Annotated in this window: 26 protein-coding genes and 1 riboswitch; of the genes, 16 read left to right on the top strand and 10 right to left on the bottom strand. The window is 64.6% G+C overall.

What is annotated here, in order from left to right; genetic code table 11:
* Window positions 1–224: 224 nt before the first annotated feature.
* The 7 genes from H7A12_13865 (at window position 225) to H7A12_13835 (ending at window position 5020) form a co-directional block, all read left to right on the top strand.
* A complete protein-coding gene (locus H7A12_13865) occupies window positions 225–479 on the top strand; it encodes an Arc family DNA-binding protein (protein ID MCP5321890.1) in 255 nt (84 codons plus the stop codon).
* Window positions 476–898, top strand: coding sequence for a type II toxin-antitoxin system VapC family toxin (locus H7A12_13860; GenBank protein MCP5321889.1), 423 nt, complete (start codon window positions 476–478; stop codon window positions 896–898). Before H7A12_13865 ends, H7A12_13860 begins: the two co-directional genes overlap by 4 nt.
* Before the next feature lie 348 nt (window positions 899–1246).
* Window positions 1247–1495: a type II toxin-antitoxin system ParD family antitoxin gene (locus tag H7A12_13855; protein MCP5321888.1), complete on the top strand. Its 249-nt coding sequence runs from the start codon at window positions 1247–1249 to the stop codon at window positions 1493–1495.
* Between the two features lie 6 nt (window positions 1496–1501).
* Window positions 1502–1792: a type II toxin-antitoxin system RelE/ParE family toxin gene (locus H7A12_13850; GenBank protein MCP5321887.1), complete on the top strand. Its 291-nt coding sequence runs from the start codon at window positions 1502–1504 to the stop codon at window positions 1790–1792.
* Between the two features lie 303 nt (window positions 1793–2095).
* On the top strand, window positions 2096–2770 hold the full coding sequence (locus H7A12_13845) for a DUF2384 domain-containing protein (GenBank protein MCP5321886.1): 675 nt from the start codon (window positions 2096–2098) through the stop codon (window positions 2768–2770).
* Window positions 2763–3473: an RES family NAD+ phosphorylase gene (locus tag H7A12_13840; GenBank protein ID MCP5321885.1), complete on the top strand. Its 711-nt coding sequence runs from the start codon at window positions 2763–2765 to the stop codon at window positions 3471–3473. Before H7A12_13845 ends, H7A12_13840 begins: the two co-directional genes overlap by 8 nt.
* A gap of 287 nt (window positions 3474–3760) precedes the next feature.
* Window positions 3761–5020 carry an ATP-binding protein gene (locus H7A12_13835; GenBank protein MCP5321884.1) on the top strand — a complete coding sequence of 420 codons (1260 nt, stop codon included), beginning with the start codon at window positions 3761–3763 and terminating at the stop codon, window positions 5018–5020.
* A gap of 192 nt (window positions 5021–5212) precedes the next feature.
* Here the strand turns inward: H7A12_13835 and H7A12_13830 are convergent, their stop codons facing one another.
* The 4 genes from H7A12_13830 to H7A12_13815 form a co-directional block, all read right to left on the bottom strand.
* Window positions 5213–5494, bottom strand: a complete 282-nt coding sequence (locus tag H7A12_13830) for a DUF503 domain-containing protein (GenBank protein MCP5321883.1) — start codon at window positions 5492–5494, stop codon at window positions 5213–5215.
* Window positions 5494–6333 carry a carboxylating nicotinate-nucleotide diphosphorylase gene (locus tag H7A12_13825; GenBank protein MCP5321882.1) on the bottom strand — a complete coding sequence of 280 codons (840 nt, stop codon included), beginning with the start codon at window positions 6331–6333 and terminating at the stop codon, window positions 5494–5496. Before H7A12_13825 ends, H7A12_13830 begins: the two co-directional genes overlap by 1 nt.
* 94 nt (window positions 6334–6427) lie before the next feature.
* Window positions 6428–6871, bottom strand: coding sequence for a type II toxin-antitoxin system VapC family toxin (locus H7A12_13820; protein ID MCP5321881.1), 444 nt, complete (start codon window positions 6869–6871; stop codon window positions 6428–6430).
* Window positions 6872–6876: 5 nt separating this feature from the next.
* The gene (locus tag H7A12_13815) at window positions 6877–7134 is read right to left on the bottom strand and encodes a type II toxin-antitoxin system Phd/YefM family antitoxin (GenBank protein ID MCP5321880.1); all 258 of its coding nucleotides are present in this window, start codon (window positions 7132–7134) and stop codon (window positions 6877–6879) included.
* A gap of 171 nt (window positions 7135–7305) precedes the next feature.
* Here H7A12_13815 and H7A12_13810 point away from each other — a divergent pair, with 171 nt between their 5' ends.
* On the top strand, window positions 7306–9327 hold the full coding sequence (locus H7A12_13810) for a DUF1631 family protein (protein MCP5321879.1): 2022 nt from the start codon (window positions 7306–7308) through the stop codon (window positions 9325–9327).
* Window positions 9328–9626: 299 nt separating this feature from the next.
* Here the strand turns inward: H7A12_13810 and H7A12_13805 are convergent, their stop codons facing one another.
* Window positions 9627–10409 carry an SDR family oxidoreductase gene (locus tag H7A12_13805; GenBank protein MCP5321878.1) on the bottom strand — a complete coding sequence of 261 codons (783 nt, stop codon included), beginning with the start codon at window positions 10407–10409 and terminating at the stop codon, window positions 9627–9629.
* A gap of 91 nt (window positions 10410–10500) precedes the next feature.
* Here H7A12_13805 and ampD point away from each other — a divergent pair, with 91 nt between their 5' ends.
* The 3 genes from ampD to H7A12_13790 are packed head-to-tail and all read left to right on the top strand — an operon-like array spanning window position 10501 to window position 12892.
* Window positions 10501–11064: a 1,6-anhydro-N-acetylmuramyl-L-alanine amidase AmpD gene (gene ampD, locus H7A12_13800; protein ID MCP5321877.1), complete on the top strand. Its 564-nt coding sequence runs from the start codon at window positions 10501–10503 to the stop codon at window positions 11062–11064.
* A 33-nt stretch (window positions 11065–11097) separates the two neighbouring features.
* Window positions 11098–11961: a regulatory signaling modulator protein AmpE gene (ampE, locus tag H7A12_13795; GenBank protein ID MCP5321876.1), complete on the top strand. Its 864-nt coding sequence runs from the start codon at window positions 11098–11100 to the stop codon at window positions 11959–11961.
* 19 nt (window positions 11962–11980) lie between these two features.
* The gene (locus H7A12_13790; GenBank protein MCP5321875.1) at window positions 11981–12892 is read left to right on the top strand and encodes an ROK family protein; all 912 of its coding nucleotides are present in this window, start codon (window positions 11981–11983) and stop codon (window positions 12890–12892) included.
* Here the strand turns inward: H7A12_13790 and H7A12_13785 are convergent.
* The 4 genes from H7A12_13785 to H7A12_13770 all read right to left on the bottom strand — a co-directional run bounded on the left by H7A12_13785 (window position 12872) and on the right by H7A12_13770 (window position 17938).
* Window positions 12872–13420 (bottom strand): cob(I)yrinic acid a,c-diamide adenosyltransferase, encoded by a 549-nt coding sequence (locus H7A12_13785; GenBank protein ID MCP5321874.1) that lies wholly within the window; start codon window positions 13418–13420, stop codon window positions 12872–12874. The genes H7A12_13790 and H7A12_13785 overlap by 21 nt on opposite strands.
* A 122-nt stretch (window positions 13421–13542) precedes the next feature.
* A complete protein-coding gene (locus H7A12_13780; protein ID MCP5321873.1) occupies window positions 13543–15507 on the bottom strand; it encodes a TonB-dependent receptor in 1965 nt (654 codons plus the stop codon).
* A gap of 108 nt (window positions 15508–15615) precedes the next feature.
* Window positions 15616–15850: riboswitch (cobalamin riboswitch) on the bottom strand.
* A 358-nt stretch (window positions 15851–16208) separates the two neighbouring features.
* Window positions 16209–17009, bottom strand: coding sequence for an ABC transporter substrate-binding protein (locus H7A12_13775; GenBank protein MCP5321872.1), 801 nt, complete (start codon window positions 17007–17009; stop codon window positions 16209–16211).
* Window positions 17006–17938: a 2-dehydropantoate 2-reductase gene (locus H7A12_13770; GenBank protein ID MCP5321871.1), complete on the bottom strand. Its 933-nt coding sequence runs from the start codon at window positions 17936–17938 to the stop codon at window positions 17006–17008. The genes H7A12_13775 and H7A12_13770 overlap by 4 nt, the downstream gene beginning before the upstream one ends.
* A 72-nt stretch (window positions 17939–18010) precedes the next feature.
* On the opposite strand from H7A12_13770, the gene H7A12_13765 reads away from it, so the two are divergent.
* From H7A12_13765 to H7A12_13755, 3 genes are all read left to right on the top strand, one after another.
* Complete coding sequence (locus H7A12_13765) at window positions 18011–18493, top strand: YajQ family cyclic di-GMP-binding protein (GenBank protein ID MCP5321870.1); 483 nt, start codon at window positions 18011–18013, stop codon at window positions 18491–18493.
* 82 nt (window positions 18494–18575) lie between these two features.
* Entirely contained in the window at window positions 18576–19835 is a 1260-nt protein-coding gene (locus tag H7A12_13760; protein ID MCP5321869.1) for an MFS transporter, read from the top strand.
* Between the two features lie 520 nt (window positions 19836–20355).
* Entirely contained in the window at window positions 20356–20832 is a 477-nt protein-coding gene (locus tag H7A12_13755; protein ID MCP5321868.1) for a transposase, read from the top strand.
* A 254-nt stretch (window positions 20833–21086) separates the two neighbouring features.
* Here the strand turns inward: H7A12_13755 and H7A12_13750 are convergent, their stop codons facing one another.
* Window positions 21087–21848 (bottom strand): SDR family oxidoreductase, encoded by a 762-nt coding sequence (locus H7A12_13750; GenBank protein ID MCP5321867.1) that lies wholly within the window; start codon window positions 21846–21848, stop codon window positions 21087–21089.
* A 282-nt stretch (window positions 21849–22130) separates the two neighbouring features.
* Between H7A12_13750 and H7A12_13745 the strand changes: the two genes are divergently transcribed.
* Together H7A12_13745 and groL are read left to right on the top strand one after the other, a co-directional pair.
* The gene (locus H7A12_13745) at window positions 22131–22418 is read left to right on the top strand and encodes a co-chaperone GroES (protein MCP5321866.1); all 288 of its coding nucleotides are present in this window, start codon (window positions 22131–22133) and stop codon (window positions 22416–22418) included.
* Window positions 22419–22496: 78 nt separating this feature from the next.
* Complete coding sequence (gene groL / locus H7A12_13740) at window positions 22497–24140, top strand: chaperonin GroEL (GenBank protein MCP5321865.1); 1644 nt, start codon at window positions 22497–22499, stop codon at window positions 24138–24140.
* Window positions 24141–24161: the final 21 nt, after the last annotated feature.

Below are 24161 nucleotides of genomic sequence, written 5' to 3'. Positions count from 1 at the left end.
ATCCGGTACCGCGCGGCTGTGCTCTACGGGTTGGCTGCAGCGTACGGGTTTCACGATTCGCAGGGGCGACCGCGGGTCGCCCGTACACACCTCGCGCCGATGATCTACCTTGACGACGTCCGTGGGGGCGACCCGCAGTCGCCCGTAGTACACCGCTGATGATTGCAGCAATGCTTGCAGCTCACTAAAGTGCAAGCATTCGCATCATCGAGAGCTTTTGAAAGATGCCATCCGTCACTGTCCGCAATGTGCCCGATGAGGTGCATCGTGCCATTCGTGTGCGAGCCGCTCAGCATGGGCGCAGCATCGAGGCCGAAATACGCAACATTCTGGAATCCGCGGTAAAGCCGCAAGGCCGGGTCAAGCTCGGCTCGTTGCTGGCCGAGATCGGCCGTGAAGTGAATCTGACCGAAGAAGAGTTTGCCATTTTCGAGAGTGCACGCGGCAAGACCCCGGCCCGTACGGTGAGCTTTGAATGATCCTGCTTGATACCAACGTGGTTTCAGAGCCGTTGCGGCCAGCACCCGAGGCCAGCGTCATCGAATGGATCGACGCGCAGCCACTGGAAACGCTTTATTTATCCGCAATGACCGTTGCCGAACTGCGCGCGGGCGTAGCGTTGCTGCCGGCGGGAAAGCGCAGGGACAGACTGCATGAAGATCTGGAAAGGCGTGTGCTGCCCTCGTTCGTCGGACGCGTGTTGCCGTTCGATCTGGCTTGCACGAGCGCCTATGCCAAGCTGCTGGTGGCAGTTCGCAAGGCCGGCAATGGCATCGAGGCGTTCGATGCGTGCATTGCCGCCGTAGCCCTGGCAAATGGATTTACCGTGGCCACGCGTGATGCAAGCCCGTTTCGGGCTGCCGGGCTGACCGTCATCAATCCCTGGGAGGAACGGTAGCCCGCAGGGTGCAGCGCCGCTGACCCTACGGGGTGGTTGCACCCTACGAGTTTCACGATTCGTAGGGGCGACCGCGGGTCGCCCGTACACACCCCACGGCGATGCTCCACCTTGACGACATCCGTAGGGGCGACCGGCGGTCGCCCGTGTACACGTCGCGATACCCTGCGGGTTGGTGCGGCATCCGGTGCGGCACCGCTGCGCTCTACGGGTTGGTGGCGGCTATGCCGTATTTCGTGCCGTACCGTTGCACTCTTTCTGATGTTGCATGAAATAGTATGATCATTCACGCATCCAGGCCGAACTGATCGCTATCGTGGCAGTCGGTCCTGGAAGAGGCAGCCAGTCATGAGCACTGTACGCAAGACCATTACCGTTACCCGGACTCAGGATGCATGGATCGCCGCACAGGTCCAGGCGGGCCACTTCACCAATGACAGTGAGTTGATCCGTGACCTTATCCGTCGCGAACAGGAGCGGGTCGCACAGGTCGACGCGGTGCGTCAGGCACTGATCGAAGGCGAGCGCAGCGGAGAGCCGCAAACTTTTGACTTTGGTGCTTTCATTCGCAGGAAAATTGTGCAGCACGACGGTTGAACGCGCGTGGCTGAATATCGTCTCGGTCCCGCAGCTCGAACCGACCTGGACGGTATTTTCGACTATACGGTGGCGGAGTGGGGGCTTGAGCAAGCCATACGCTATACGCGACTGCTCGAAGCCACGTGTACAGACCTTGCCGAGTCTCCTTTGCAGGGGCAAGACTGCGGGCATATTCGATCAGGATACCGGCGTCGTTTGGTCGAGCATCATTTCATCTACTACCGCACCACGAGCTATGGCATCGCTGTGATTCGTATCTTGCACGAATGCATGCTTGCGTCGTTGCATCTGTAGCGTTCATGGCTTGGATCGGTGCGATTGGTCCTTCGGCGAGATCTCGTTCGTTGCACCGTCCGTGTTGTTGAACCTCACGTACGGGATTGGTAGAACGGCCGACCGTACGGTGCAGAGCGCCGCAGCACCGTAGGGATGGTTGCACCCTACGAGTTTCACGATCCGTAGGGGCGACCGGCGGTCGCCCGTGTACACGTCGCGATACCCTACGGGTTAGTGCGACATTTGGTACGGTTGCTTTTAAGGTTATCGAGAATATGATAAAACTCCATAACCTTGATAACTCTCCAAAGGAGAGCATCCATGAGCGTCGCTGTAGACCATCCGGGAGTCTCGACCCTGGTTGGCACCCCGAAAGAAGTGCAGGCTCGTCTTGAGAAATCGCATGCCGATCGCGTGCTCGTGGTCGCGTTCGACCATATCAAACCGAACGTCTTCCAGGCCCTGGCGGAGAACTTCGCCAATGTGGCGTCCTCCATGTTCGAGGTATTACTGAAGCATCAAGACCGGGAGTCGCTGGAGCGCCTGGCCGAGGTCTTGGTGCCTCGCACACCACCGTCTCCCCGTCTGCTCAGGGAGGCGGCCATGTTGGTGCAGGCACGCAAAGCCGTGCTGGAAAGCGGGGACTGGTTGACCGCGGCCGACATCGCGCAATTGGCGGGCCTGAGCACCCGGAATCCCAGCGCACAGCCCAACAAATGGAAGAAGCAAGGGTTGATCTTCGCCATCAAGCATGGGGGCGTTGATTACTTCCCTGGCTATGGGCTGGACTGTGACGCCGGCTTCCGGCCGGTGAAGGCGCTCGCCAGGGTCATCGAGATCTTTGGTGGACACAAGGATGGCTGGGGCATGGCCTACTGGTTCCGCTCGGACAACAGCTTCCTGGGCGGTAAGCGGCCACAGGATCTGCTGGCATCGGCGCCCGAGCAGGTGATTCAAGCGGCGATGGACGAGATTCAGGAAATAGCCCATGGCTAAGCGAAGCGCCAGGCGGGTGGGCGGCACGACCCCGTCGCTCCCTGCCGGCGAGGTGTCTTCCAGCACGCCAGCTCCTCCAGACAAGCTCCATGCCACGCTCACCGCGCTCGCGCAGGGCGCGGTGCTGCATCGTGTGCATCAGAGCAAATATCGGGCTGACCAGTTCAACCCGGGCGCACATGGCAATGCGCGTTTCAGCCCGATTCAGGATGAACATGAAAAGCCGATTCCCATGCTGTACGGCGGCACGACGATGGAATGTGCCTTGATGGAGACGGTCTTCCATGACGTTCCGCATACCGCCGGTTTCAAGAGCTTCGACAAGGACAAACTGGTTGGCCAGGTGCATTCCACTGTCCAGGTCGAACAGGAGCTTCAACTCGTCGATCTGGCGAGCGTGCCGCTGCGTAAACTGGGCGTGACACGTAAGCAGCTCATCGACACCGGGAAGGACCAATATCCCGCCACCCGCAAGTGGGCGGAGGCGATCCATCGCCAATGTCCACAGGCCCAGGGGTTGTCTTGGGTCTCAAGGCAGGACGACTCGGCGCGCGCTGTCATTCTTTTCGGTGACCGCATCCCCGATGGAGCCCTTCAACCGGGCGGCAACTCACGCAGCCTGCTGGACGATGGGGACGCTTACGATGCGGTGCTCGACCTGGCCGATCGCATCGGCGTCAACATCGTGCCGGGGAAAAGCTGAATGGAGTGCTTCCGGATCCGTAGGGGCGACCGCAGGTCGCCCGTACACCCCGCGGTCGCCGATCGCCCGCACACCCCGCGGTCGCCGATCGCCCGCACACCCCGCGGTCGCCGATCGCCCGCACACCCCGCCCCCGCGGCGATGCGCCGCATCCGTAGGGGCGACCCGCGGTCGCCCGGATACACCTCGCGACACCAGAAGGTGTGCGGATGATTGTCAACCATCGAATGGCTGATATTCATCCAGACAGTGGTTGAATTTCATCAAATTGTTTGTACAGTGCGAGTATGTACGACCGCCATATTGCCCCATTGCTGCTCGAAGCGCTGACCGATACGCCCGTGGTGTTGCTCAACGGTGCGCGGCAGACGGGCAAGAGCACGCTCGCGCAGTCGCTCTCGGAGACGGTGTCACGCCGCTACCTGACTCTGGATGACCACACCACGCTGGCTGCCGCGCGTACCGATCCGGTCGGTTTCATCGGGGCGCTTGCCGGGCCGGTGACCATCGACGAGATCCAGCGAGCCCCCGAACTGTTTCTCGCCATCAAGGCTGCGGTCGACAATGCTCGCCTGCATGGTCAGGCGGCCGGGCGCTTCCTGCTGACCGGATCGGCAAATGTGGTGCTGTTGCCTGCTCTGGCCGAATCCCTTGCAGGGCGCATGGAAATCGTGCCGTTGCTGCCGCTGTCATGCGCGGAGCGTGGCGGTGATCCCTTGTTCAATCGCGTCGACTGGCTTTTCGATGGCGATCTCTCGGTGCATTCACTGCCTCCCTGCGATCGGGGCCTGCTCATTGGCGAACTGCTGGCCGGTGGGTTTCCCGAGGCGGTTGCCCGCAGCGCGCCACACCGCCGTGATGCCTGGTTCGACAGCTACCTGCAGTCCGTGCTGCAACGCGATGTTCGCGATCTGGCCAATCTCGAACAGTTCCTCGAAATGCCGAACCTGCTGCGGTTGCTCGCCCATCGCAGCGCCAGCCTGCTCAACTTTTCCGAACTTGCGCGCAGCAGTGCGCTGCCGCAAACGACGCTGAAGCGCTACTTCGCGCTGCTCGAAACGCTGTTCCTGATCGGGCACGTGCCGGCCTGGGAGCGCAATCCGGGCAAGCGCCTGGTCAAGGCGCCGAAGGTGTTTCTGCCCGATTCGGGCGTGCTCGCGCACCTGCGGGGTCATGCGCTGGATACGCTCACGGCAAGCCCCGGTTTGCCGGGCGAGATGGTCGAAACCTTCGTGTACGGCGAACTGCTGAAGCACCTGGCTTTCTCCGCTCGCGGACTCACGCTGTGGCATTACCGCACCCAGTCGGGCATCGAGGTCGATTTCCTGCTCGAAGACAGGCGGGGCCGACTGACGGGTATCGAAGTCAAGGCCGCCGCGACGGTGACCCAGGGGGATTTCAAGGGACTGCGCCATCTGCGCGACACGGAACCCGAACGCTTCGGGCGCGGCATCGTGTTCCATACCGGCCGTGAGTGCGTGGCCTTCGGCGATGCGATGTTTGCAGTTCCGCTGTCGGCCTGGTGGTTCAGAAGTGAAACGGGATGACGGGCATGGCTCGGGATATGTGGGGGGGGGCAGTGCCGCAGGTATCGTAGGGGCGACCGCCGGTCGCCCGTACACGTACACCCCACGGCGATGCCCCGCATCCGTAGGAGCGCGACCGCCGATCGCCCGTACACCCCGCCCCCGCGGCGCGACTCCACATCCGTAGGGGCGACCCGCGGTCGCCCGGCGGTCTTACAGGAAATCCAGGCTGCGCTCGCTGGCGCGTGCATCCACCGACTCGGCAATGAAGCGCTCGATCTCCGCGACCTGGCGGTCGACCAGTGATCGCGTGCCGCCCACGACGACGAAGCTCCACTCGCTGCGTTGCAGCGCGTCCTGATCGCCGCTCTCGCACACGGCGACGCTGGGTAGTCTGCCGAAGCGCTCGCGCAGTCCGCTCACGCGGTGGCGTTTTTCCTTCAGTGAGGCGCAGCCTTCGAGGTGCAGCCGCAGGCTGAGCACGGCGATGTGCATCAGGTGAGTCGCATCGACAGGTCGATCGCCTTGCAGTCCTTGGTCAGCGTGCCGATCGAGACATAGTCCACGCCGGTCTCGGCAATCGCGCGCAGCGTGAGTTCGCGCACGCCGCCGCTTGCCTCGAGCGGGGTGCGCCCGGCGGTGAACAGCACCGCTTCGCGCATCTGTTCGAGGTTGAAGTTGTCCAGCATGACCGAGTCGGCGCGCGCTTCCAGTGCCTCGGTCAGTTGCGTGATCGTCTCCACTTCCACCTGTACCGGCCTGTCGGGCGCCTGGCGGCGCGCGGTGGCGATCGCAGCGTGGATCGAACCGCAGGCGGCGATGTGGTTTTCCTTGATCAGGAACGCGTCGTACAGCCCGAGTCGGTGGTTGTGGCAGCCGCCGCAGCTCACGGCGTATTTCTGCGCGATGCGCAGCCCCGGGATCGTCTTGCGTGTGTCGAGCAGCTTCGTGGGCAGGCCGATCACGAGATCGGCAAAGCGCCGGCAGCGGGTGGCGATGCCCGACAGCAGTTGCAGGAAATTGAGCGCGGTGCGTTCGGCCGTGAGCAGCGCACGGGCGGAACCGCGGACCTCGAACAGCACCTTGCCCGGATCGACGGTGTCGCCATCGTCACAGTGCCAGGTGAGCCGAATGCCAGGGTCGACCTGGCGGAAGACTTCTTCCGCCCATGCGCGGCCGCATACGATCGCGCGCTCGCGCGTGATGACGCACGCGTGGGCGGCTTGGCTCGCAGGAATCAGCAGCGCCGTGATGTCGCCGCTGCCGATGTCTTCGGCCAGCGCGGCACGTACGTTCGCAGCGATCACTTCGGGTTGCAGCAGGTCGCGATTCATCGGTGGACTCCCGCGCGGCGATGTCGGGGCATTCTAGCGTGTAAGAGCGGGAGAAAGGCGGTCGGCGGAGACCACGGCGGAAGAGCGTGGGTGGCTACGCACCCGATTCGCTGGATGGTGCGGAGAGATTGCTGCCGAACTCGAAGGGGTTGAGCAAAGGAACGCCGAAGGTCGCGAAATCGCCGGTATTGCGGGTAACCACCGTCAGCTCGTTGGTATGGGCGACCGCAGCGATCATGGCGTCTTCATAAAGCGAGTCCGATTTGCGGTGCATGAATCTTGCCCAGCATCGAAATGCAGGTCCATCCATGGGCAATAGGTTGTAGACGCCTGCAATGAGGTTGAGCCAGGCTTCGATTTCCTCTGCCTTGTGTGGATCACGCTCCCGGGTCAGTTCTATGCCGGCCTGGATCTCGCCCAGCGTGACCGTTGCAAGGTGAAGCCTGGCGTCATCGACGGATTCGAGCCACGCGACAACCGCGCCGTGCGGACGTGGCTTTCGCAGTTCCGAAACGATGTTGGTGTCGAGCAGGTACACGGCACTTACCCGAGCGCAGCAGTCTGCCGGCGCCGAGCCTTGCCCCTTGTGGGCGCCAGCGTGTCAGTACGAGCGAAATCGTCCAGAAGCAATTGCTTCAGCGAGGGTTGCGCGCTTGCCTGAAGTCGCCGCCACTCGTGGATAGGGATCAGAACCGCAGTCTCGGTGCCACGACGGCTGATCATCTGAGGACCATCGTTGACACAGGCATCCAGGAGCTCGCTGAATCTCGCCTTGGCATTCTGGACCGGCCAGTTACGCATTGCCTATCTTCAGATGACTAGTTGGATGACTAGTTTATTCCCTGATCGAAGCAGGATCAAGCGCAGCCTTCTTTCTTCATATCTATACTCTTTGCCGACAACAATGCCCCTTGTGCCACCAGGCGGCCAGGTGGGACGGCGGACTTCTCATGAACCGGGACAGATACCGCGATGACCGATACATCCGATGATCGACTGGCGACGCTGCGCGAGGGTGTGCGGCGGGCCTTGCGTTTCATGCTGAATTTTCTGAACGCCAACGGCGACGCGCACCTGCAACTGCTGGCGACCAAGGCGCAGAGCAAGGTCGAGCGGGCGGACCTGCACGCCGGTGCGCGCGAGTGGGAGATCCGGCGTGCGCGGGTGGGGGAACATTTCATGCAGGCCGTGCTGGCGGGCTTCGATGCGTTCGTGCCCGCATCGAACGCGGGCGCCTCAGCGGCGAAGTCCGGGTTACCGTTCGAGCTTGCGCTCGAGCCCAAGGGGCTCGGCCTGGTGCACGACGATCACCTCCAGGAGAGTCTGGCGGTTGAAACCCTGGCGAAGCGGGCACTGATGAATCATCGTGATGCGCTGGTTGCGATGGTTCGCCAGGTCATGCAGCAGACTGGCCAGCGCAACCTGGACCCGGAGGCGCTGCCCGTGGCGCCTCCCGCACTCGCGCAACACTTCTTTGCGGCGGTGGATGCGGCCGAGGTCCGTCCCGATGCCCGTGCGGCATGCATGAAGCTCTTTTCCCGTTTCGTGCTCGATGAGCTGCCGCCGTTCTATACCGAGTGCCTGAAAGGGATCGCGGTTGAGCCGCAGCCGGACGCGATCGAGGTGGTGGAGGAGCCGGCACCTGCCGTGGCAGACGCGTTGTCGATTACGGAGTTGCCGATTGCCACGCGCGTCGAGGAGGAATTTCTCGATGCGCCGCTGCGCAACATGCCGGAGATCACATGGGACACGTCGAACACGCCGCTGCTCGCGCCGCCCGGCAAGGCGATGGCGTTTCCGCAGGATCTGCTCGATGAGCTGCTGCTCGGCCTGCAGCGAGCTCCGGTCGACGGCAGCAAGTCACTGGCGGGGCTGAACCCGAAGGCAGGAATCCTGCCTTTCGAGATCTACGAGCTGCTGAACGCCTCGCTTGCGGAGCGCGGTTACCAGAAGCCGATGGCAGTCCCGGTGGATCTGATCGAAGCGGTCAATCTGGTGCGCCTGCTGTTCGAACGTGTGCTGCGCGACCAGCGCATCGTGTCCCCCGCGCGTCGCCTGCTGCGCATGTTGCAGATTCCGCTGTTGCGCGCTTCGCTGCACGATACGGACGTGCTGACTACGTCCACGCACCCGGTGCGTGTGTTCCTGGGCGAGCTCACGGAGGCCGTCATCGGTTGGGTTCCCCTGGGTGAACTCGCGAGCGATGGCTTTTTTCGCGCGCTGCAGCATGCGGTCGGGCGCATCGTGACCGGCTACGGCAGCGACGTGGCGGTGTTCACGGCGAGTCTTGCCGAGTTTCGCGGTGCGATGCGCTCGATCCAGGCGCGCCAGCGGCTGCTGGAGCAGCATGCGGCGATTGCCGAGCTGGGGAGCACCGAGCGTGATGCAGTGCGGGTGAGCGTCGTGCGCGAGATCAGCTCGCTGCTTGGCGATGCGACGGTGCCGCGTGTGGTGGGCGATTTCCTGCGTGGTGCGTGGAGCGACGCACTGTTCGTGATCAGCCTGCAATACGGCGCAGACAGCCCGCTGTGGGCAGATGCGATTCGCACGACCAGCGCGCTGCTCGCGGTCGCGACCAGGCGCCCCGGTGCGGATATCTCGGCAGTCGCACCCGGTGTGCTCGGAGTGCTGCGCACCCTCGGTCTCGACGAGGATTCTGCAGCGGCCGAGATGCGTACGCTCGAGCAGGCGCTGGGCAGCACCGGGGTAGTGGCGAGTACGGTGCGCGCTCGCGCCGAGCCGAGCGCCGAATACCTGCAGCAGGCGGACAAGCTGGCCCCGGATACCTGGATCGAGTTTCGCCTGCCGGGTGTGGCCGCGCGGCGTGCGCGGCTGCTGACGAAATACCCGAAAACCGGCGAGTTCGTGTTCGTGAACAGCGACGGTAGCAAGGTGGGTGACTGGAAGCACGCAGACCTCGCCGCTGCATTGCAGGCGGGCGATGCAGTCGTCGTCGCCGGCCCGAATGCACAGCCCTCCGCGCGGCGCCCGTAGGTCGGCATTCTGATGTGGGTCGGCATTCATGCCGACAGGGCGTCGTAGGTCGGCATTCATGCCGACGGTTGATGCCTGCACCCGTCGGGTTGAAACCCGACCTACATGGGTTGAAACCCGACCTACATGGGCCGGCATTTTGATGTAGGTCGGCATTCATGCCGACAGGGAGCATCGTAGGTCGGCATTCATGCCGACAGGGGGCGTCGTAGGTCGGCATTCATGCCGACAGGGAGCGTCGTAGGTCGGCATTCATGCCGACAGGGAGCGTCGTAGGTCGGCATTCATGCCGACAGCGCTCAGAGTGGAATATACCTCCCGGCATTCACGTCGAGCGATGCGCCGGTGATCGCGCGCGCATCGTCACTCGCCAGGAACAGTGCGGCGCGTGCAACGTCTTCGCCGGTGGGGATGAAGCGCAGCGGCAGCGCGGCGCATGCCTCCTCGATCACCGTGTCCGTGCTGACCCCGCGCGCCTGTGCCATGGCGGCAAAGGCATCGCGTAGCGGCGGGCCGTCGATGTAGCTGGGTACCAGCGAGTTGACCCGCACACCCTGCGGGCCGAGTTCCTGCGCGAGGTAGCGGGTTGCGGTCTGCAGCGCGCCCTTCGAGATCGCGTAGCTGCCAAAGCCGGGCCGGATATCGCGCATCGCCGCGGTGTTGATCATCACGACGTTGCCACGGCTTGCGGCCAGCGCCGGCACCAGTGCCTGCGTGAGTTGCAGCGTGCCGATCAGGTTGGTGTCGAGCGCTGCCCGCCATTCCTCGTCCAGTGCAGCCGAGGCCAGCGGTGCGAGTGGCCCGAGCTGGAAGGCGTTGTTGATCAGCACATCGATGTGGCCAAAGGCCTGCAGCGCCTCGGTTCGCACCCGATCGCAATCGCTTGCGCGGGTGATATCGGTCGGCACGGCGATGCAGGTCGTGCCGGCGGCGGCGAGTTCCTGCCGCAGTTCGTGGACGCGCTCGGTGCTGCGCGCGAGCAGCACCAGCCGGGCGCCGGCCCGCGCGAAGCTTCTTGCCAGATCGTGACCCAGTCCCGGTCCTGTTCCGGAAACGACGACTACCTTGTCACGCATGTTCACGATGGATTCCTGCCTGAGCCTGCAGCGGGGAATCGCATTATGCAGCGCACACGAACCGCGGGCGATTGGTCGATAATCGCGCGCCGAACGGATGGTTTACGAGGAAACGATGATCGATGCCGAGGGGTGGCTGCGCAAGGCGCGCCGGCTGGAATCGGATAACGTGAACGAGCGCCCCGAGGGCGAGGTGAGTCTGCTCGTGATCCACAACATCAGCCTGCCACCGGGGCGCTTCGGGGGTGGTTTCGTCGAGCGATTGTTCCTGAATACGCTCGACTGTTCGCTGCATCCGTATTTCGAGCGTCTGCGCGGGCTGCGCGTCTCGGCGCATCTGCTGATCGACCGCCGCGGTCGCGTGACGCAGTTCGTGCCGTTCGGGCGCCGCGCCTGGCACGCGGGGGAATCGTGTTTCGATGGGCGCAGCGGCTGCAATGACTTCAGCATCGGCATCGAACTCGAAGGCACCGACGAACGCCCGTATCCACAGGTGCAGCTCCGGCGGTTGCTGCGGGTGACGCGCGAGCTGATGCGCCACTATCCGGCGATCACGGTGCAGCGTATCGTTGGCCATGCCGACATAGCACCCGGGCGCAAGACCGATCCGGGGCCGGCATTCGACTGGGCAGGGTTTCGTGCTGCGCTGACAGGCCGCTGAGACGGTTCCGGCGCATCCAGGGGGAGCAGGGTTGTGGAGTTTCTGGCGATTCTGATCGCGGTGGCGGTCATGCGTCTGCGCGGTACCGGTGCACCGCTGCAGCAGGACGGCTGGTTTTTTACACTGCGCGGCCTGCTGGCAGGAAAGCTGTCGGGGAACAGGCGTCATCTGGCGCTGATCCTGCTGCCGGCGCTTGGCGCACTGCTGTTGCAAGTCGCGGTGCACGGACGCTTCTACGGTGCGCTCGATCTGGTGTTTTTCGTGCTGGTGCTGATCTACTCGTGCGGGCGTGGCAACCTCGCGCAGGAACTTGCCGCGTACCTGCAGCGCTGGAACCGCGGCGACTTCCATGCCGCGTACCGTCAGCTCGCGACCGATCCAGCCATGAGTCTCAGCGACGACGGCAGCGTTGCCGATCCGGTTGCACTGCACGAATTGGCGCGCCGACGACTTTACTATCGTGGCTTCGAGCGTCTGTTCGCTGCGCTGTTCTGGTTTTTCTTTCTGGGCCCTGCGGGCGCGATCGCCTACCGCAGCGCCGTGCTGGCGAGTGAGGCCGCGCGCGTCGAGGGCGCGACAGGTGCCGATTCCGTGCCGCTGCGCTGGCTGGAGTGGCTGCCGGTGCGTATCTGCGGGCTGGTATTCGCGCTGGTGGGGGACTTCGACAAGGGGCTCTACGCGTGGCAGCGCGTGGTGGTCGGCTCCCGCATCGGTACCGCGGATGCGCTCGATCTTTGCGGCAACGCCGCGCTCGGGATCCAGGCTCCGGCGGCAGCGCAGCGCAGCGACGAGCTGATCGTGCGCGGGACTTGCGAGCTGCAGTCGGTGCTGACGCTCGGCAACCGCGCGCTGGTCGTGTGGCTGGTGATCATGGGCCTGCTGGCGATGATCTTCTGAGGCGGCGGGTGCTGCCGTGATCCGCATCGGCATCGACCTCGGCGGCAGCAAGATCGAGGGTATTGCGCTCGATCGCGCCGGTGCCGTGTTGTGGCGTGAGCGCGTCGCGTCTGCGCGTGACGACTACCCCGGTACGCTCGATGCCATCGCCATGGTGGTGGAGCGGATCGAGACGGAACTCGGCTGCAAGGGCACGGTGGGAGTTGGCACGCCCGGCTCGCCGTCGCCGCTCGATGGGCGCATGCGTAACTGCAACTCCACCTGGCTGAACGGCACGCAGCTTGCGCAGGATCTGGCGGTGCGGCTGCGCCGTGAGGTGCGGATCGCGAACGACGCCGACTGCTTCACGCTGTCGGAAGCGACCGACGGGGCCGCTGCCGCCGCCGCAAGCGTGTTCGGCGTGATTCTCGGCACCGGGGTCGGCGGTGGCGTCTGCGTCGATGGGCGCCTGCTTGCGGGGCCGAATGCGATCGCCGGTGAATGGGGTCACAATCGCTTTGCCGGGCCACGCGGCAGACTCGCGGCAACGCGCGCGTGCTATTGCGGGCGCAGCGACTGCATCGAGACCTGGCTGTCGGGGCCGGGGTTGTTGCGCAGTTACCGCGAGCTGGCAACGTCTGGCGGTGATGCGGGCAGCGCAGCCCACGTGGTGGCGCTGGCTGAAAGCGGTGACTCCACAGCGCGCGCAGCGCTCGATCTGTACATCGAGCAACTCGCTTTCGCGCTGGCGCAGGTGATCAACCTGCTCGACCCGCACGCGATCGTGTGCGGCGGCGGGTTGAGCAATATCGAGCGCCTGTATGCCGAGATCCCGCTGCGCTGGACGCGCTACGTGTTTTCCGATGCGGTGCGCACGCCGCTGCTGCGCGCACGCTTCGGCGATTCGAGCGGCGTCAGGGGCGCCGCGTGGCTATTTCCGCTGCTGCCATAGCACTTCCTGACCGCCGTTGCGTCGCGCGACCACGCGCGCGGTGACGAACAGCAGGTCCGACAGCCTGTTCAGGAAACGCTGTCCGGCGTGGTTGACCGTTTCGGTGCCGGCGAGCGTGACGATCTCGCGTTCGGCACGCCGGCATACGGTGCGCGCCAGGTGACAGGTGGCCGCGGCGCGCGAACCACCGGGCAGGATGAAGTTCTTCAGCGGTGGCAGATCGGCGTTCAGCTCGTCGGTGCGCTGTTCCAGCCAGTCCACGCGTTCGCCGTGCACCAGTGCGGTGCCGGGCATCGAGAGTTCGCCGCCGAGGTCGAACAGATCGTGCTGGATCGCGGTGAGCATGGGTATCAGCGGGTCGTCGCTCGCGAGTTCCGCGACCAGCAGACCGATCAGCGAGTTGGTCTCGTCGACCGCGCCGATTGCCTGCATGCGCGGGCAGTCCTTGCGCACCCGATCACCGCCGGTCAGCCCGGTCGTGCCGTCGTCACCGGTGCGCGTGTAGATTTTCGACAGCCGATGCCCCATGGTTTTCTCCCCGTAGGTCGGCATTCATGCCGACAGTTGACGCCTGCCCCCGTCGGGTTGAAACCCGACCCACGTCGATCGGCATCCTGTCCGTGGGTCGGCATTCATGCCGACACCGACCCTCAAAACCGATACCCGACCGTAAGGTACACCGTTCGTCTCGCTGCCGGGTAGACGCTGCGCGCGTGTACCGCAGTGGCCAGCGCAGCGTCGTACCATTCGCTGGTCAGCGTGTCGTACTTCCGGTTGCCGAGATTGTTCCCGCGCAGCGTCGCGTTCCACGGCCCCGATGTCCAGCGCAGCGCCGCATTCAGCAGCCCCTCGGCATCCACACGATTGAACGCATTCAGATCGTCACCGAGCGCGTAGCGCGAACCGGTGTACGCGTATTCGGCGAACAGGCTGAAGCCGTATCCGAAGTCCCAGTTCGCATTCAGCGCGCCGGCGTGCTTCGCCACGTACGGCACGTCCTTGCCGTCGGCGTGACCTGCGGTCAGTTCCGCATCGGTCCAGGTGTAGCTGCCGCCAAGGCTCAGCCGTTCCAGCGGCTGCCAGCGCCACTCGAGCAGCACGCCGCGCCGGCGTGAGGAGTCGAGGTTGATGTTGGCGCCCAGCATGCCCCACATGGCACCGGGGCCGAGTGCGGCGGGGTCGTACAGCAGTTCGTCGTCGAGTTCCAGCTCGAACAGCATCGCGCGGCCACCGGCGCGCGCACCGAACCACTCGATGCCGCCCTCCCACGACACGCCGGTCTGTGGCGCAAGGAAGCTCACCGACGGCAGCGTGAAGCCGTTCTCGTCGACGTTCGCGTAGCGCAGCACTTCGTCGCGGCGCAGCAGCATGCGCATGTCGGGGTGGAACTGCCACGCGATCGATGCGGTCGTGATCGTCTCGCCGTCGTCGTGCGTCATGCTGCTCACGTGATTGCGGTCCTCGATGCGCGAGCGGCGCGCACCGATGGACGCCTGCACCGTGCTGCTGAGCGGATAAAGCAACAGCGCGTACGCATCGCGTTGTTCCTGCCGGATATCGGTGCGGAAGAAAAAGGCGGGAATATCGAGTACATATTCGGCATCGGTGGCGTCCGCGCCGAGCGTGAGCGTCGCGGTGCCACCGGCACGGGCAAAACGCCCGATCAGGCGCGGGTTCACGCTGTTCAGGCGCGTGTCGCTGCGGTTCGGTGCCGATTGGTAACCGCGCCCGTCGCTGTCGCGGCGGGTCAGGTCCATTTCAAGCGTCCACGCGGGAGTGAGCGCGTAGCTGCCGCCGAGGCGCGCGGTGGTCGTCTGGAGGTCGGCGAAGTCGTTGCCGTTCAGGCTCTGGCGACGGTTCTGGTGCGCGAGCGCCACCGGCAGTGCGCCAGGCAGTTCCAGGTCGTCGTCGATGCGCTGCACTTCTGCGAAGACCTTGCCGTCGCTCCATTCGTAGTCGAGCACCAGGTTCGCGTGGCGGTAGTCGGATGCGTTGTTGTCGCGGTAGTTGTCGGCCTGGCGGTGTTCGGCGCTGAAGCGTGCCCCGATGCCATTGCCGAAACGCTGACTCGCGTTCAGCGCCAGGCGGCGGTTGTCGTTCGAGCCGCCGCCGGCCTGTACTTCGAGTGTCGGTTGTGCGGGACGGCGCGTGATCACGTTCAGCACGCCACCGACCGCCTGGTCACCGAACAGCACGCCGGCGCCGCCCTGCAGGACTTCGATGCGCTCGATGTCGGCGAGCGCAATGCTGCCGAGGTCGGGTGCTGCCAGCGATGGATTGTTGAGCCGGCGTCCGTCGACCAGCACCAGCGTATTGTTGGCGGCGTTCTCACCGAAGCCGCGCATGCTGACGACGATGCCGCGAACGCCGTCGCCGATGGTGTCGCGGATCTGCAACCCGGCACGGCCACGCAGTACGTCGGCGATGGTCAGTGCGCCGCTGCGTTCGATGTCTTCGCGCGTGATCACGCTGATGGCTGCCGGCGTATCGAGCACGGCCTGCTCGGCACGCAGTCCGGTGACGACGATCTGTTCGATGCCGTTCGTGGCGTCGGCGTTGAATGCGGCGGTGGTGCCGAGCAGCGCGAGCGTGATGATGCGATGGTTGACGTTCATGGTCCCTCCCCGGTCCCGGTGTCGTGCGTGACGCGATTCGGGAGGAGGGGATGGGGTGAGATGAGGCGAGCGGCTGGGCACGCATCACCTGCCGAGCCCGCCGCTCGATCGCAGTGAAGCGCAGAAGGCCGGTCTCCGGGCTCGTGAGTGGATGCTGCGATCCGGGCTCCGGCGCCTTCCCATCCGACGCGTGCTGCGTCTGTGACAGTGGCTGCTTGCCGGTCCTGTTCTCACTTACCGTTGCGGGGGCAGCGCTGGATTTTCACCAGACTTCCCGTTTCATCCTGCCTCGCCGTGGGCTTTCGCCCTGGCGCCGCAGGACACCGTCCGCGACAGGGGCGGCACCATAGTGCCGGTGCATCGGGCTGTCAACGTGTAGGTCGGCATTTGTAGGTCGGCATTCATGCCGACGATTGATGCCCATACCTGTCGGGTTGAAACCCGACCCACGTAGGTCGGCATTCATGCCGACGATTGATGCCGCACCCGTCGGGTTGAAACCCGACCTACGTGGATTGGCACCACGCCCGTAGGTCGGCATTCATGCCGACAGGGTCATGCCGTAGGTCGGCATTCATGCCGACAGGGTTTGTGCCGTAGGTCGGCATTCATGCCGACGGGTCTGTGTCGTAGGTCGGCATTCATGCCGACAGGGTTTGTGTCGCAGGTCGGCATTCATGCCGACGATGCGTTGGTTCTGCTCACCGGCCAGATCCAAGCAGCTCCGCCGCGTCGGCGATCTGCGGTCCGCCGCAGATCCAGGCCGATGTGGGCATCATGCGTGTCGTGATGTGATTGCGCAGCGCCGGATGGCGCAGCATCTGCTGTGCCATCGAGGTGTGTTGCAGATCGGATGCGTCGAAGATCACCCGTTGCGGATGGTGCAGGACCAGGTCCTCGAGCGTGATCGAACCGTAATCCTCGACACCGAGTTCGCGCGTCAGGTTGCGCCAGCCGGCGAGCCTGAGCAGTTCGTCGCGCAGCGTTCCGGCCCCGGGACTCAGCCCGTTCGGCAGGTAGACCAGCGCAAGGCCCGGCGTCCGTGCGTGTGCGGCGCTGCGCACGGCATCGAGGCGACGCTTGGTTTCGGTGATCAAGGCGCGGCCCGCGTCGGCTTCGCCGACCAGCGTCGCCACCTGTTCGATGAACGCCAGCGACTCGGCGATACTTTCCGGCATGGCGATCGTGCGCACGGGGAAACCGAGTCGTTGCAGTGCGGCGGTGCTTTCGCGCGACGCCAGCGTGCCGGAGAGGATCAGATCCGGTGCAAGCCGTACGATCGATTCCACCGAACCGTCGAAGTGCTCGATACCGTCGGCCTGTGCTGCCATCCACGACAGCGAGCGATCGGTGGCGAGCTGGCTCAGCATCACAATCCGCTCGCGTGGCAGCAGCATCAGCAGCAACTGGTCGGTGCACAGGTTCAGCGACACCACGCGCTGTGGTGCAGTCCACGCCGTGAGTGGCAGGCAGAGCAGCACGGCCCCGAGCAGGCGCCTCACGTCGGAGCGAACTCGTGGATACGGGCGCAAAGTGCTGCGTTCAGGGGGCAGGGCACGCCGGCTTCGCGTGCCCGCGCGCACAGGAAACCGTTGATGAAGTCGATTTCGGTACGTCGTCCGGCTCGCACGTCCTGCAGCATCGACGAGCGGTTCTCCGCCGTCTGGCGCGCGACGCGGGTGGCCAGCTCGGGCAGTTCCGCCGCGAGCTCGCTGTGACCGAGTGCCTCGAGGATCGTGACGATTTCAGCGCACAACGCCGTGAATTCGCCAGCGATCGGGCCGGGCGTCACCAGCGCGCCGTTCGGGCGGTCGTGCACGGCGGTCAGTGCGTTGATCGCGCAGTTCATCGCAAGCTTGCGCCACAGTTCCTGTTCGGTATCGGCGATCGGGCGAATCTCGAGCCGTGCCTGCGGCAGCTCGTGCGCCAGCGCCATCGCATCGGCCAGCGTGCCGCGTGGGTAGCGCCCGAGCAGTGTCAGGCCGCGTCCGGCGTGACGTACGTGAAACGGCGCCGGGCACCAGGCACCTTCGGTGCTGAGTCCGCAGTAGAGCCGCCGGTTGCCGAGCAGCAAACCGGCTTCCTCGTGAAAACCCATGCCGTTCTGCAGCAGCACGATCGCTGCGTTTCCTGCCAGCCGCCGCACGATGGCAGCGAGTGCCGTGATCACGTCGCCGGCCTTCGTGCAGACCAGCAGGCGGTCGATTGGTGTGCTGCTGTCGGCGGCCTCCAGCGTCACCGGCACGTGCTCGCCACCGGCGGCTGTCTCTACGGTGATGCCGTGATACCCTGCCAGTCGCGAACGATCACGCGCGATCAGCGTTGCACTGGCGCCGCTGGTGGCAAGATTCGCCGCCCACAGGCACGCGATCGCGCCGGTGCCGAGCACGTGCCAGTGTGTGGTCAGGGGTTCGGGTGCCGTGATCGCCATCGCGTCATTATCCACGATTGGTGTACCGGAGGCTTGCGGCTGTGATGCGGGCCTGCGCACGAGGAGGAATCGATGCCATCTTTCGATGTGGTGTCCGAGGTGGACCTGCATGCCCTGACCAACGCGGTTGACCAGGCAGAGCGCGTGATCACGAACCGTTTCGACTTCAAGGGAGTCGATTGCGGCTTCGAGCGCAAGGAGCGCACCGTGATGCTGCACGCGGAAGCGGAGTTCCAGTTGCAGCAGATGATGGACGTGTTGCGCGGTGCGATCACGAAGTGCCAGATCGACCCGCGAGCGATCACGGAAGGCGAGGTGCAGAAATCCGGCAAGACCGTGAAGCAGGAGGTCACGCTGCAGCACGGACTGGATGCCGAGATGAGTCGCAAGCTGGTGAAGCTGGTGAAGGACTCGAAGCTCAAGGTGCAGACAGCGATCCAGGGCGAGCAACTGCGGGTGACCGGCAAGAAGCGTGACGACCTGCAGCAGGTGATCGCGCTGCTGCGGACGAGCGATATCGGAGTGCCGCTGCAGTACGAAAACTTCCGTGACTGAGGGCTCTGCCGGACAGCGTGCCGGCAGCGCACGCGGTTGGCGCGAGGCGCTGCTGGTCTACACACGCCCGCGCGTGTTCGCGATGATCTGGCTCGGCTGCAGTGCCGGCCTGCCGTTCCTGCTGATCGGCCCGACGCTGTCGGGCTGGCAGCGCGACGTGGGTGTGGAGCGCAGCCTGATCGGTTTCTTCAGCTGGATCGGCGTCGTGTATTCGGTGAAGGTGCTGTGGGCGCCGGTGGTCGATCGCGTGGCGCTGCCGCTGCTCACGCGCCTGCTCGGCAAGCGTCGCGGCTGGATGCTGGTGGCGCAACTCACGGTGGCGGCCGGACTGGCGGGCATGGCACTCGCCGACCCGGTTGCCGACCTTGCGCTGGTGGCCGCGCTCGCGCTGCTGGTGGCCTTCGGTTCGGCGACGCAGGACATCACCATCGACGCGTACCGCATCGAGGCGATGGACGCCGAATTCCAGGGCGCGATGGCAGCCGCCTACGTGTTCGGTTACCGGGTGGCGCTGCTGGTTGCGGGTGCTGGCGCGTTCTATATCGCCGAAGGGGCGTCGTGGTCGCTCGCCTATCTCGTGATGGCGGCGCTGATGGGCGCCGGTGTGCTGACCACCTTGTGTCTCGGCGAACCGGAGCATCCGGTGGCTGCGGCGTCGGCGGCGATCGAATCACGTGTGGAGCACGCGCTTGGTGTGGACGCACACCGCGGATCGCTGGCGCGGTTGCTGGCGTTCCTGTCCGATGCGGTCGTCGCGCCGTTCGTCGATTTCTTCACGCGCAACGGTCGTGAAGCGCTGATGATCCTGTTGCTGATCAGCGTCTACAAGCTGAGCGACATCACGATGGGCGTGATGGCGAACCCGTTCTACCTCGATCTCGGCTTCAGCAAGACCGACATCGCAGACATCACCAAGGTGTTCGGTTTCCTGATGACCATCGCGGGCGCCGCGCTGGGTGGGGTGCTGGTCGCGCGCTTCGGGATCACGCGCCCGCTGTTGCTCGGCGCGGTGCTGGTGGCGCTGACGAACCTGTTGTTTGCCGCGCTCGCCGTGCTCGAGCCGCAGCTCATGCTGCTCGCCGTGGTGGTCAGCGCCGATAACCTGAGCGGTGGAATAGCGGCGGCGGTGTTCATCGCGTACCTGTCGAGCCTCACCAACAGCGCGTACACCGCGACCCAGTACGCGCTGTTCAGTTCGCTCATGACGCTGCCGGCCAAGGTGCTCGGCGGCTTTTCCGGCTTGGTCGTCGACGCCTGGGGCTACATGGCCTTTTTCCTCTACGCCGGCCTGCTCGGGATTCCCGCGATAGCGCTCTCCATGCGTCTGCTGCGAAAGACGTGACCCACGCAGGTCGGCATTCATGCCGACGGGATCGTACCGTGGGTCGGCATTCATGCCGACGGGGATGTCGGGTTGAAACCCGACCTACGCGGGTTGGGGTCGCGCCCGTGGGTCGGCATTCATGCCGACGAGATCGTACCGTAGGTCGGCATTCATGCCGACGGGGATTCCACCATCCATGGCGATGGGTTGCCGCGGTTCCGCCCGATCGCGACATATCGCATGGCGACCTGGCGCGCATCGTCGCTATGTTTGCGATGTCCTGTTTCGTGGGGCGTGGTTGTGTCGGGTTGAAACCCGACCCACGCAGATCGGCATTCATGCCGACGGGGATCGTACCGTGGGTCGGCATTCATGCCGACGGGGATCGTGCCGTAGGTCGGCATTCATGCCGACGGGGATGTCGGATTGAAACCCGACCCACGTAGGTCGGGCTTCAGCCCGACGGCCCGACGGATGACGTGCAATGCCGGTCCACGTAGGTCGGGCTTCAGCCCGACGGCCCGACGGATGACGTGCAATGCCGGCAGCACAAGGATGTGCCCTCGTGGTCTACACCGATCTGCGCAAGGGACGCTACTCGGCCCCGGGACAGGAATACCTCGTCACTGCCGTCACCATGGATCGCATCCGGGTCTTCGACGATTTCGACTGCGCGCGTTTGCTGGTAAGCGTATTGCGACACGCCGAGGCCGATGGCATGGCCGATTGGCTCGCGTGGGTCATCATGCCGGATCATGTTCACGCGTTGCTGCGGCTGGGGTCAGGGACGCGACTTGCAGCACTCTTGCATTCGGTCAAGGGCAGTTCCGCGCGCTTGATCAATCGACGGCTCGGTCGCGTCGGTACACTCTGGCAGCCGAACTTCCATGATCGTGCGTTGCGTGCAGAAGACGATCGCATGGCGGTGGCGCGGTACATCGTGGCAAATCCGCTGCGATCCGGCCTGGTGGACCGGATCGGGGACTATCCGCATTGGGATTGTGCATGGCTGTAGGTCGGCCTTCATGCCGACAGGGATGTCGGGTTGAAACCCGACCTACGCGGGTTGGGATTGCACCCGTGGGTCGGTATGCATGCCGACGGAGATGTCGGGTTGAAACCCGACCTACGTGGGTTGGGATTGCACCCGTGGGTCGGTATGCATGCCGACGGGGATGTCGGGTTGAAACCCGACCTACGAGGTTGGGTCGTGCCCGTGGGTCGGCATTCATGCCGACGGGGATGTCGGGTTGAAACCCGCCCTGCGTGCTACAGGCGGATGCCGCCGTCGATCTCGAACACGCGGCCGGTCACGTAGTCGTTCTCGAAGATGAAGCGTGCGGTGTGCGCGATCTCTTCGGGCGTGCCCATGCGGCGCAGCGGGATGCCTGCAGTCATCTTTTCGAGCGCTTCCGGCTTCATGCTCGCGACCATGTCGGTGGCAACGAAGCCGGGTGCGATCGCAGCCGTGCGGATGCCGTGGCGCGCGAGTTCCTTGGCCCAGGTCACCGCCATCGTGGCGACGCCGGCCTTCGCCGCGGAATAGTTCGTCTGGCCCATGTTGCCGGCGCGCGAGACGCTCGAGATATTGATGATCACGCCCGGGTTGCCGTTCTCGATCATCCGCGTGGCGGCTTCGCGACCGCACAGGAACACGCCGGTCAGGTTCACGTCGATCACGGCCTGCCATTCGGCCAGCGACATCCGCTTCTCGATCTTGCCGTCCTTGACCTTCAGCAGCAGGCCGTCGCGCAGGATGCCGGCGTTGTTGATCAGCCCGTGCACGGCACCGGTATCGGCGACGATGCGATCGAAGGTCGCGATCACCTCTTCCTCGCGCGCCACGTTCGCGAGATAGGTGTGCGCAGCACCGCCCGCCTCGCGGCACTGCTGTGCCGTCTCGGCGAGCTTCTGCTCGTTGAGGTCGATCAGCGCGAGGGTGGCACCGCTGCGCGCAAGGTAGACGGCCATCGCCCGGCCGAGCCCCTGTCCGCTGCCGGTCACCACGATCGTCTTGCCCTTGATGTCCATGTCGAGTCTCCTGAGTCGGAAGGTGGTACGGGTCGCAATCGCACCATGGTAACGCCAGAACGCGCGAATGCCGACCCGAGCTCTTGAACTGCGCGGATTTGCCCCCACAAAGAGGCGGCGCGAAGCGTTCGACGCCGATCAGTCCAAGCTTGACGTCGGGCGTTTCCTGCATATGATTGGCACTCCCCGAAGCAGAGTGCCAGCCGGCCAGGGCCGAATGACTTGCTTCGAGCCTGGATTTCGGGTGTTTGCAACCACAGACCATTGATTGGGAGAGAAGCGATGAAAATTCGTCCGCTGTACGACCGCGTCGTTGTGAAGCGCAGGGAAGAGGAAGCCGTATCCGCTGGCGGGATCGTACTGCCCGGTTCCGCGAAGGAAAAGCCGACCCAGGGCGAAGTGCTCGCCGTGGGCACTGGCAAGGTGCTCGACAACGGTGACGTGCGTCCGATGTCGGTCAAGGTCGGCGACCGGGTGCTGTTCGGCCAGTATTCGGGCAACACCGTGAAGATCGACGGTGATGAAGTCGTGATCCTGAACGAGAGCGAACTCTACGGCGTGATCGAGTGAGCTGCGGCGGCCACGTGCCGCGCCGCGATCCGGTCATTTGCACAAGACAATCTGCTGTAACCAGAGAAGGGAAGAAACATGGCTGCTAAAGACGTACTGTTTGGCGACGCCGCTCGCCAGAAGATGATGAAGGGCGTGAACCTGCTCGCCGATGCGGTGAAGACCACGCTCGGCCCGCGCGGGCGCAACGTCATTCTCGACAAGTCCTTCGGCGCACCCACCGTCACCAAGGACGGCGTGTCGGTCGCGAAGGAAATCGAGCTGAAGGACAAGTTCGAGAACATGGGCGCGCAGATGGTGAAGGAAGTGGCCTCCAAGGCTTCCGATACCGCAGGCGACGGTACCACCACCGCCACCGTGCTGGCACAGGCGATCGTGAACGAGGGTCTGAAGGCAGTAGCGGCCGGCATGAACCCGATGGACGTGAAGCGTGGCATCGACAAGGCGGCTGCCGCTGCAGTTGCCGAGCTCGAGAAGCTGTCGACACCGTGCGCGGACAGCAAGTCGATCGCGCAGGTCGGCACGATTTCCGCCAACGGCGACCAGAGCATCGGCACCATCATCGCCGAGGCGATGGAGAAGGTCGGCAAGGAAGGCGTGATCACGGTCGAGGAAGGCTCGGGTCTGGACAACGAACTCGACATCGTCGAGGGCATGCAGTTCGATCGCGGTTACCTGTCGCCGTACTTCATCAACAACCAGGAAAAGATGACGGTCGAACTCGACAGCCCGTTCATCCTGCTGGTCGACAAGAAGATCTCGAACATCCGCGACATGTTGCCGCTGCTCGAGCAGGTGGCGAAGTCGGGCAAGCCGCTGGTCGTGGTTGCCGAGGACGTCGAAGGCGAGGCGCTGGCGACGCTGGTCGTCAACAACATGCGCGGCATTATCAAGGTGGCTGCGTGCAAGGCGCCGGGCTTCGGCGACCGTCGCAAGGCCATGCTGCAGGACATCGCGATCCTCTCCGGTGGCACCGTGGTCAGCGAGGAAGTGGGTCTGGAACTCGAGAACACCACGCTCGAACACCTCGGCTCCGCCAAGCGCGTGACCATGGACAAGGACAACACCACGATCATCGACGGTGCCGGTGATGCCAAGGACATCGAGGCGCGCGTGAAGCAGATCCGTGTGCAGATCGAGGAAACCTCCTCCGACTATGACCGCGAGAAGCTGCAGGAGCGTGTTGCCAAGCTCTCCGGCGGTGTTGCGGTGATCAAGGTCGGCGCGGGTACCGAAGTCGAGATGAAGGAGAAGAAGGCACGCGTCGAGGACGCGCTGCATTCGACTCGTGCTGCTGTAGAGGAAGGTGTGGTTGCCGGTGGCGGCGTGGCGCTGGTGCGTTGCGTGCAGGCGATCGCGGGCCTGACGGGCGAGAACGAAGACCAGAACCACGGTATCGCGGTCGCGTTGCGGGCAATGGAAACCCCGCTGCGTGCGATCGTCGCCAACGCCGGTGAGGAGTCCTCGGTGATCCTGGCCAAGGTCAAGGAGCACAAGGGCAACTACGGCTACAACGCGGCGAACCATGACTTCGGCGACATGATCAAGCTGGGCATCCTGGATCCCACCAAGGTCACGCGTACCGCGCTGCAGGCAGCCGTTTCGGTCGCCTCGCTGATGATCACCACCGAGGTGATGATCGCCGAGAAGCCGGAAGACAAGCCGGCTCCGGGCGGCATGCCGGGCGGCATGGGTGGCATGGGCGACATGGGCATGATGTAAGCCCTGCGCTCTTCCACGAGA

It is taken from the genome of Pseudomonadales bacterium (genome assembly GCA_024234165.1).
GTDB lineage: Bacteria > Pseudomonadota > Gammaproteobacteria > Pseudomonadales > UBA5518 > UBA5518.
The sequence above is the reverse complement of the archived record's forward strand: the minus strand, read 5'-3'. Positions and strand labels throughout refer to the sequence as shown.

Bases quoted from the DNA above. Each gene is read 5' to 3' on its own strand.
- H7A12_13865 (MCP5321890.1), top strand. From the start codon at position 225: ATGCCATCCGTCACTGTCCGCAATGTGCCCGATGAGGTGCATCGTGCC.
- H7A12_13860 (MCP5321889.1), top strand. From the start codon at position 476: ATGATCCTGCTTGATACCAACGTGGTTTCAGAGCCGTTGCGGCCAGCA.
- H7A12_13855 (MCP5321888.1), top strand. From the start codon at position 1,247: ATGAGCACTGTACGCAAGACCATTACCGTTACCCGGACTCAGGATGCA.
- H7A12_13845 (MCP5321886.1), top strand. From the start codon at position 2,096: ATGAGCGTCGCTGTAGACCATCCGGGAGTCTCGACCCTGGTTGGCACC.
- H7A12_13840 (MCP5321885.1), top strand. From the start codon at position 2,763: ATGGCTAAGCGAAGCGCCAGGCGGGTGGGCGGCACGACCCCGTCGCTC.
- H7A12_13835 (MCP5321884.1), top strand. From the start codon at position 3,761: ATGTACGACCGCCATATTGCCCCATTGCTGCTCGAAGCGCTGACCGAT.
- H7A12_13830 (MCP5321883.1), bottom strand. From the start codon at position 5,494: ATGCACATCGCCGTGCTCAGCCTGCGGCTGCACCTCGAAGGCTGCGCC.
- H7A12_13825 (MCP5321882.1), bottom strand. From the start codon at position 6,333: ATGAATCGCGACCTGCTGCAACCCGAAGTGATCGCTGCGAACGTACGT.
- H7A12_13815 (MCP5321880.1), bottom strand. From the start codon at position 7,134: ATGCGTAACTGGCCGGTCCAGAATGCCAAGGCGAGATTCAGCGAGCTC.
- H7A12_13810 (MCP5321879.1), top strand. From the start codon at position 7,306: ATGACCGATACATCCGATGATCGACTGGCGACGCTGCGCGAGGGTGTG.
- ampD (MCP5321877.1), top strand. From the start codon at position 10,501: ATGGTTTACGAGGAAACGATGATCGATGCCGAGGGGTGGCTGCGCAAG.
- H7A12_13785 (MCP5321874.1), bottom strand. From the start codon at position 13,420: ATGGGGCATCGGCTGTCGAAAATCTACACGCGCACCGGTGACGACGGC.
- H7A12_13780 (MCP5321873.1), bottom strand. From the start codon at position 15,507: ATGAACGTCAACCATCGCATCATCACGCTCGCGCTGCTCGGCACCACC.
- H7A12_13770 (MCP5321871.1), bottom strand. From the start codon at position 17,938: ATGGCGATCACGGCACCCGAACCCCTGACCACACACTGGCACGTGCTC.
- H7A12_13765 (MCP5321870.1), top strand. From the start codon at position 18,011: ATGCCATCTTTCGATGTGGTGTCCGAGGTGGACCTGCATGCCCTGACC.
- H7A12_13760 (MCP5321869.1), top strand. From the start codon at position 18,576: ATGATCTGGCTCGGCTGCAGTGCCGGCCTGCCGTTCCTGCTGATCGGC.
- H7A12_13755 (MCP5321868.1), top strand. From the start codon at position 20,356: ATGCCGGCAGCACAAGGATGTGCCCTCGTGGTCTACACCGATCTGCGC.
- H7A12_13750 (MCP5321867.1), bottom strand. From the start codon at position 21,848: ATGGACATCAAGGGCAAGACGATCGTGGTGACCGGCAGCGGACAGGGG.
- H7A12_13745 (MCP5321866.1), top strand. From the start codon at position 22,131: ATGAAAATTCGTCCGCTGTACGACCGCGTCGTTGTGAAGCGCAGGGAA.
- groL (MCP5321865.1), top strand. From the start codon at position 22,497: ATGGCTGCTAAAGACGTACTGTTTGGCGACGCCGCTCGCCAGAAGATG.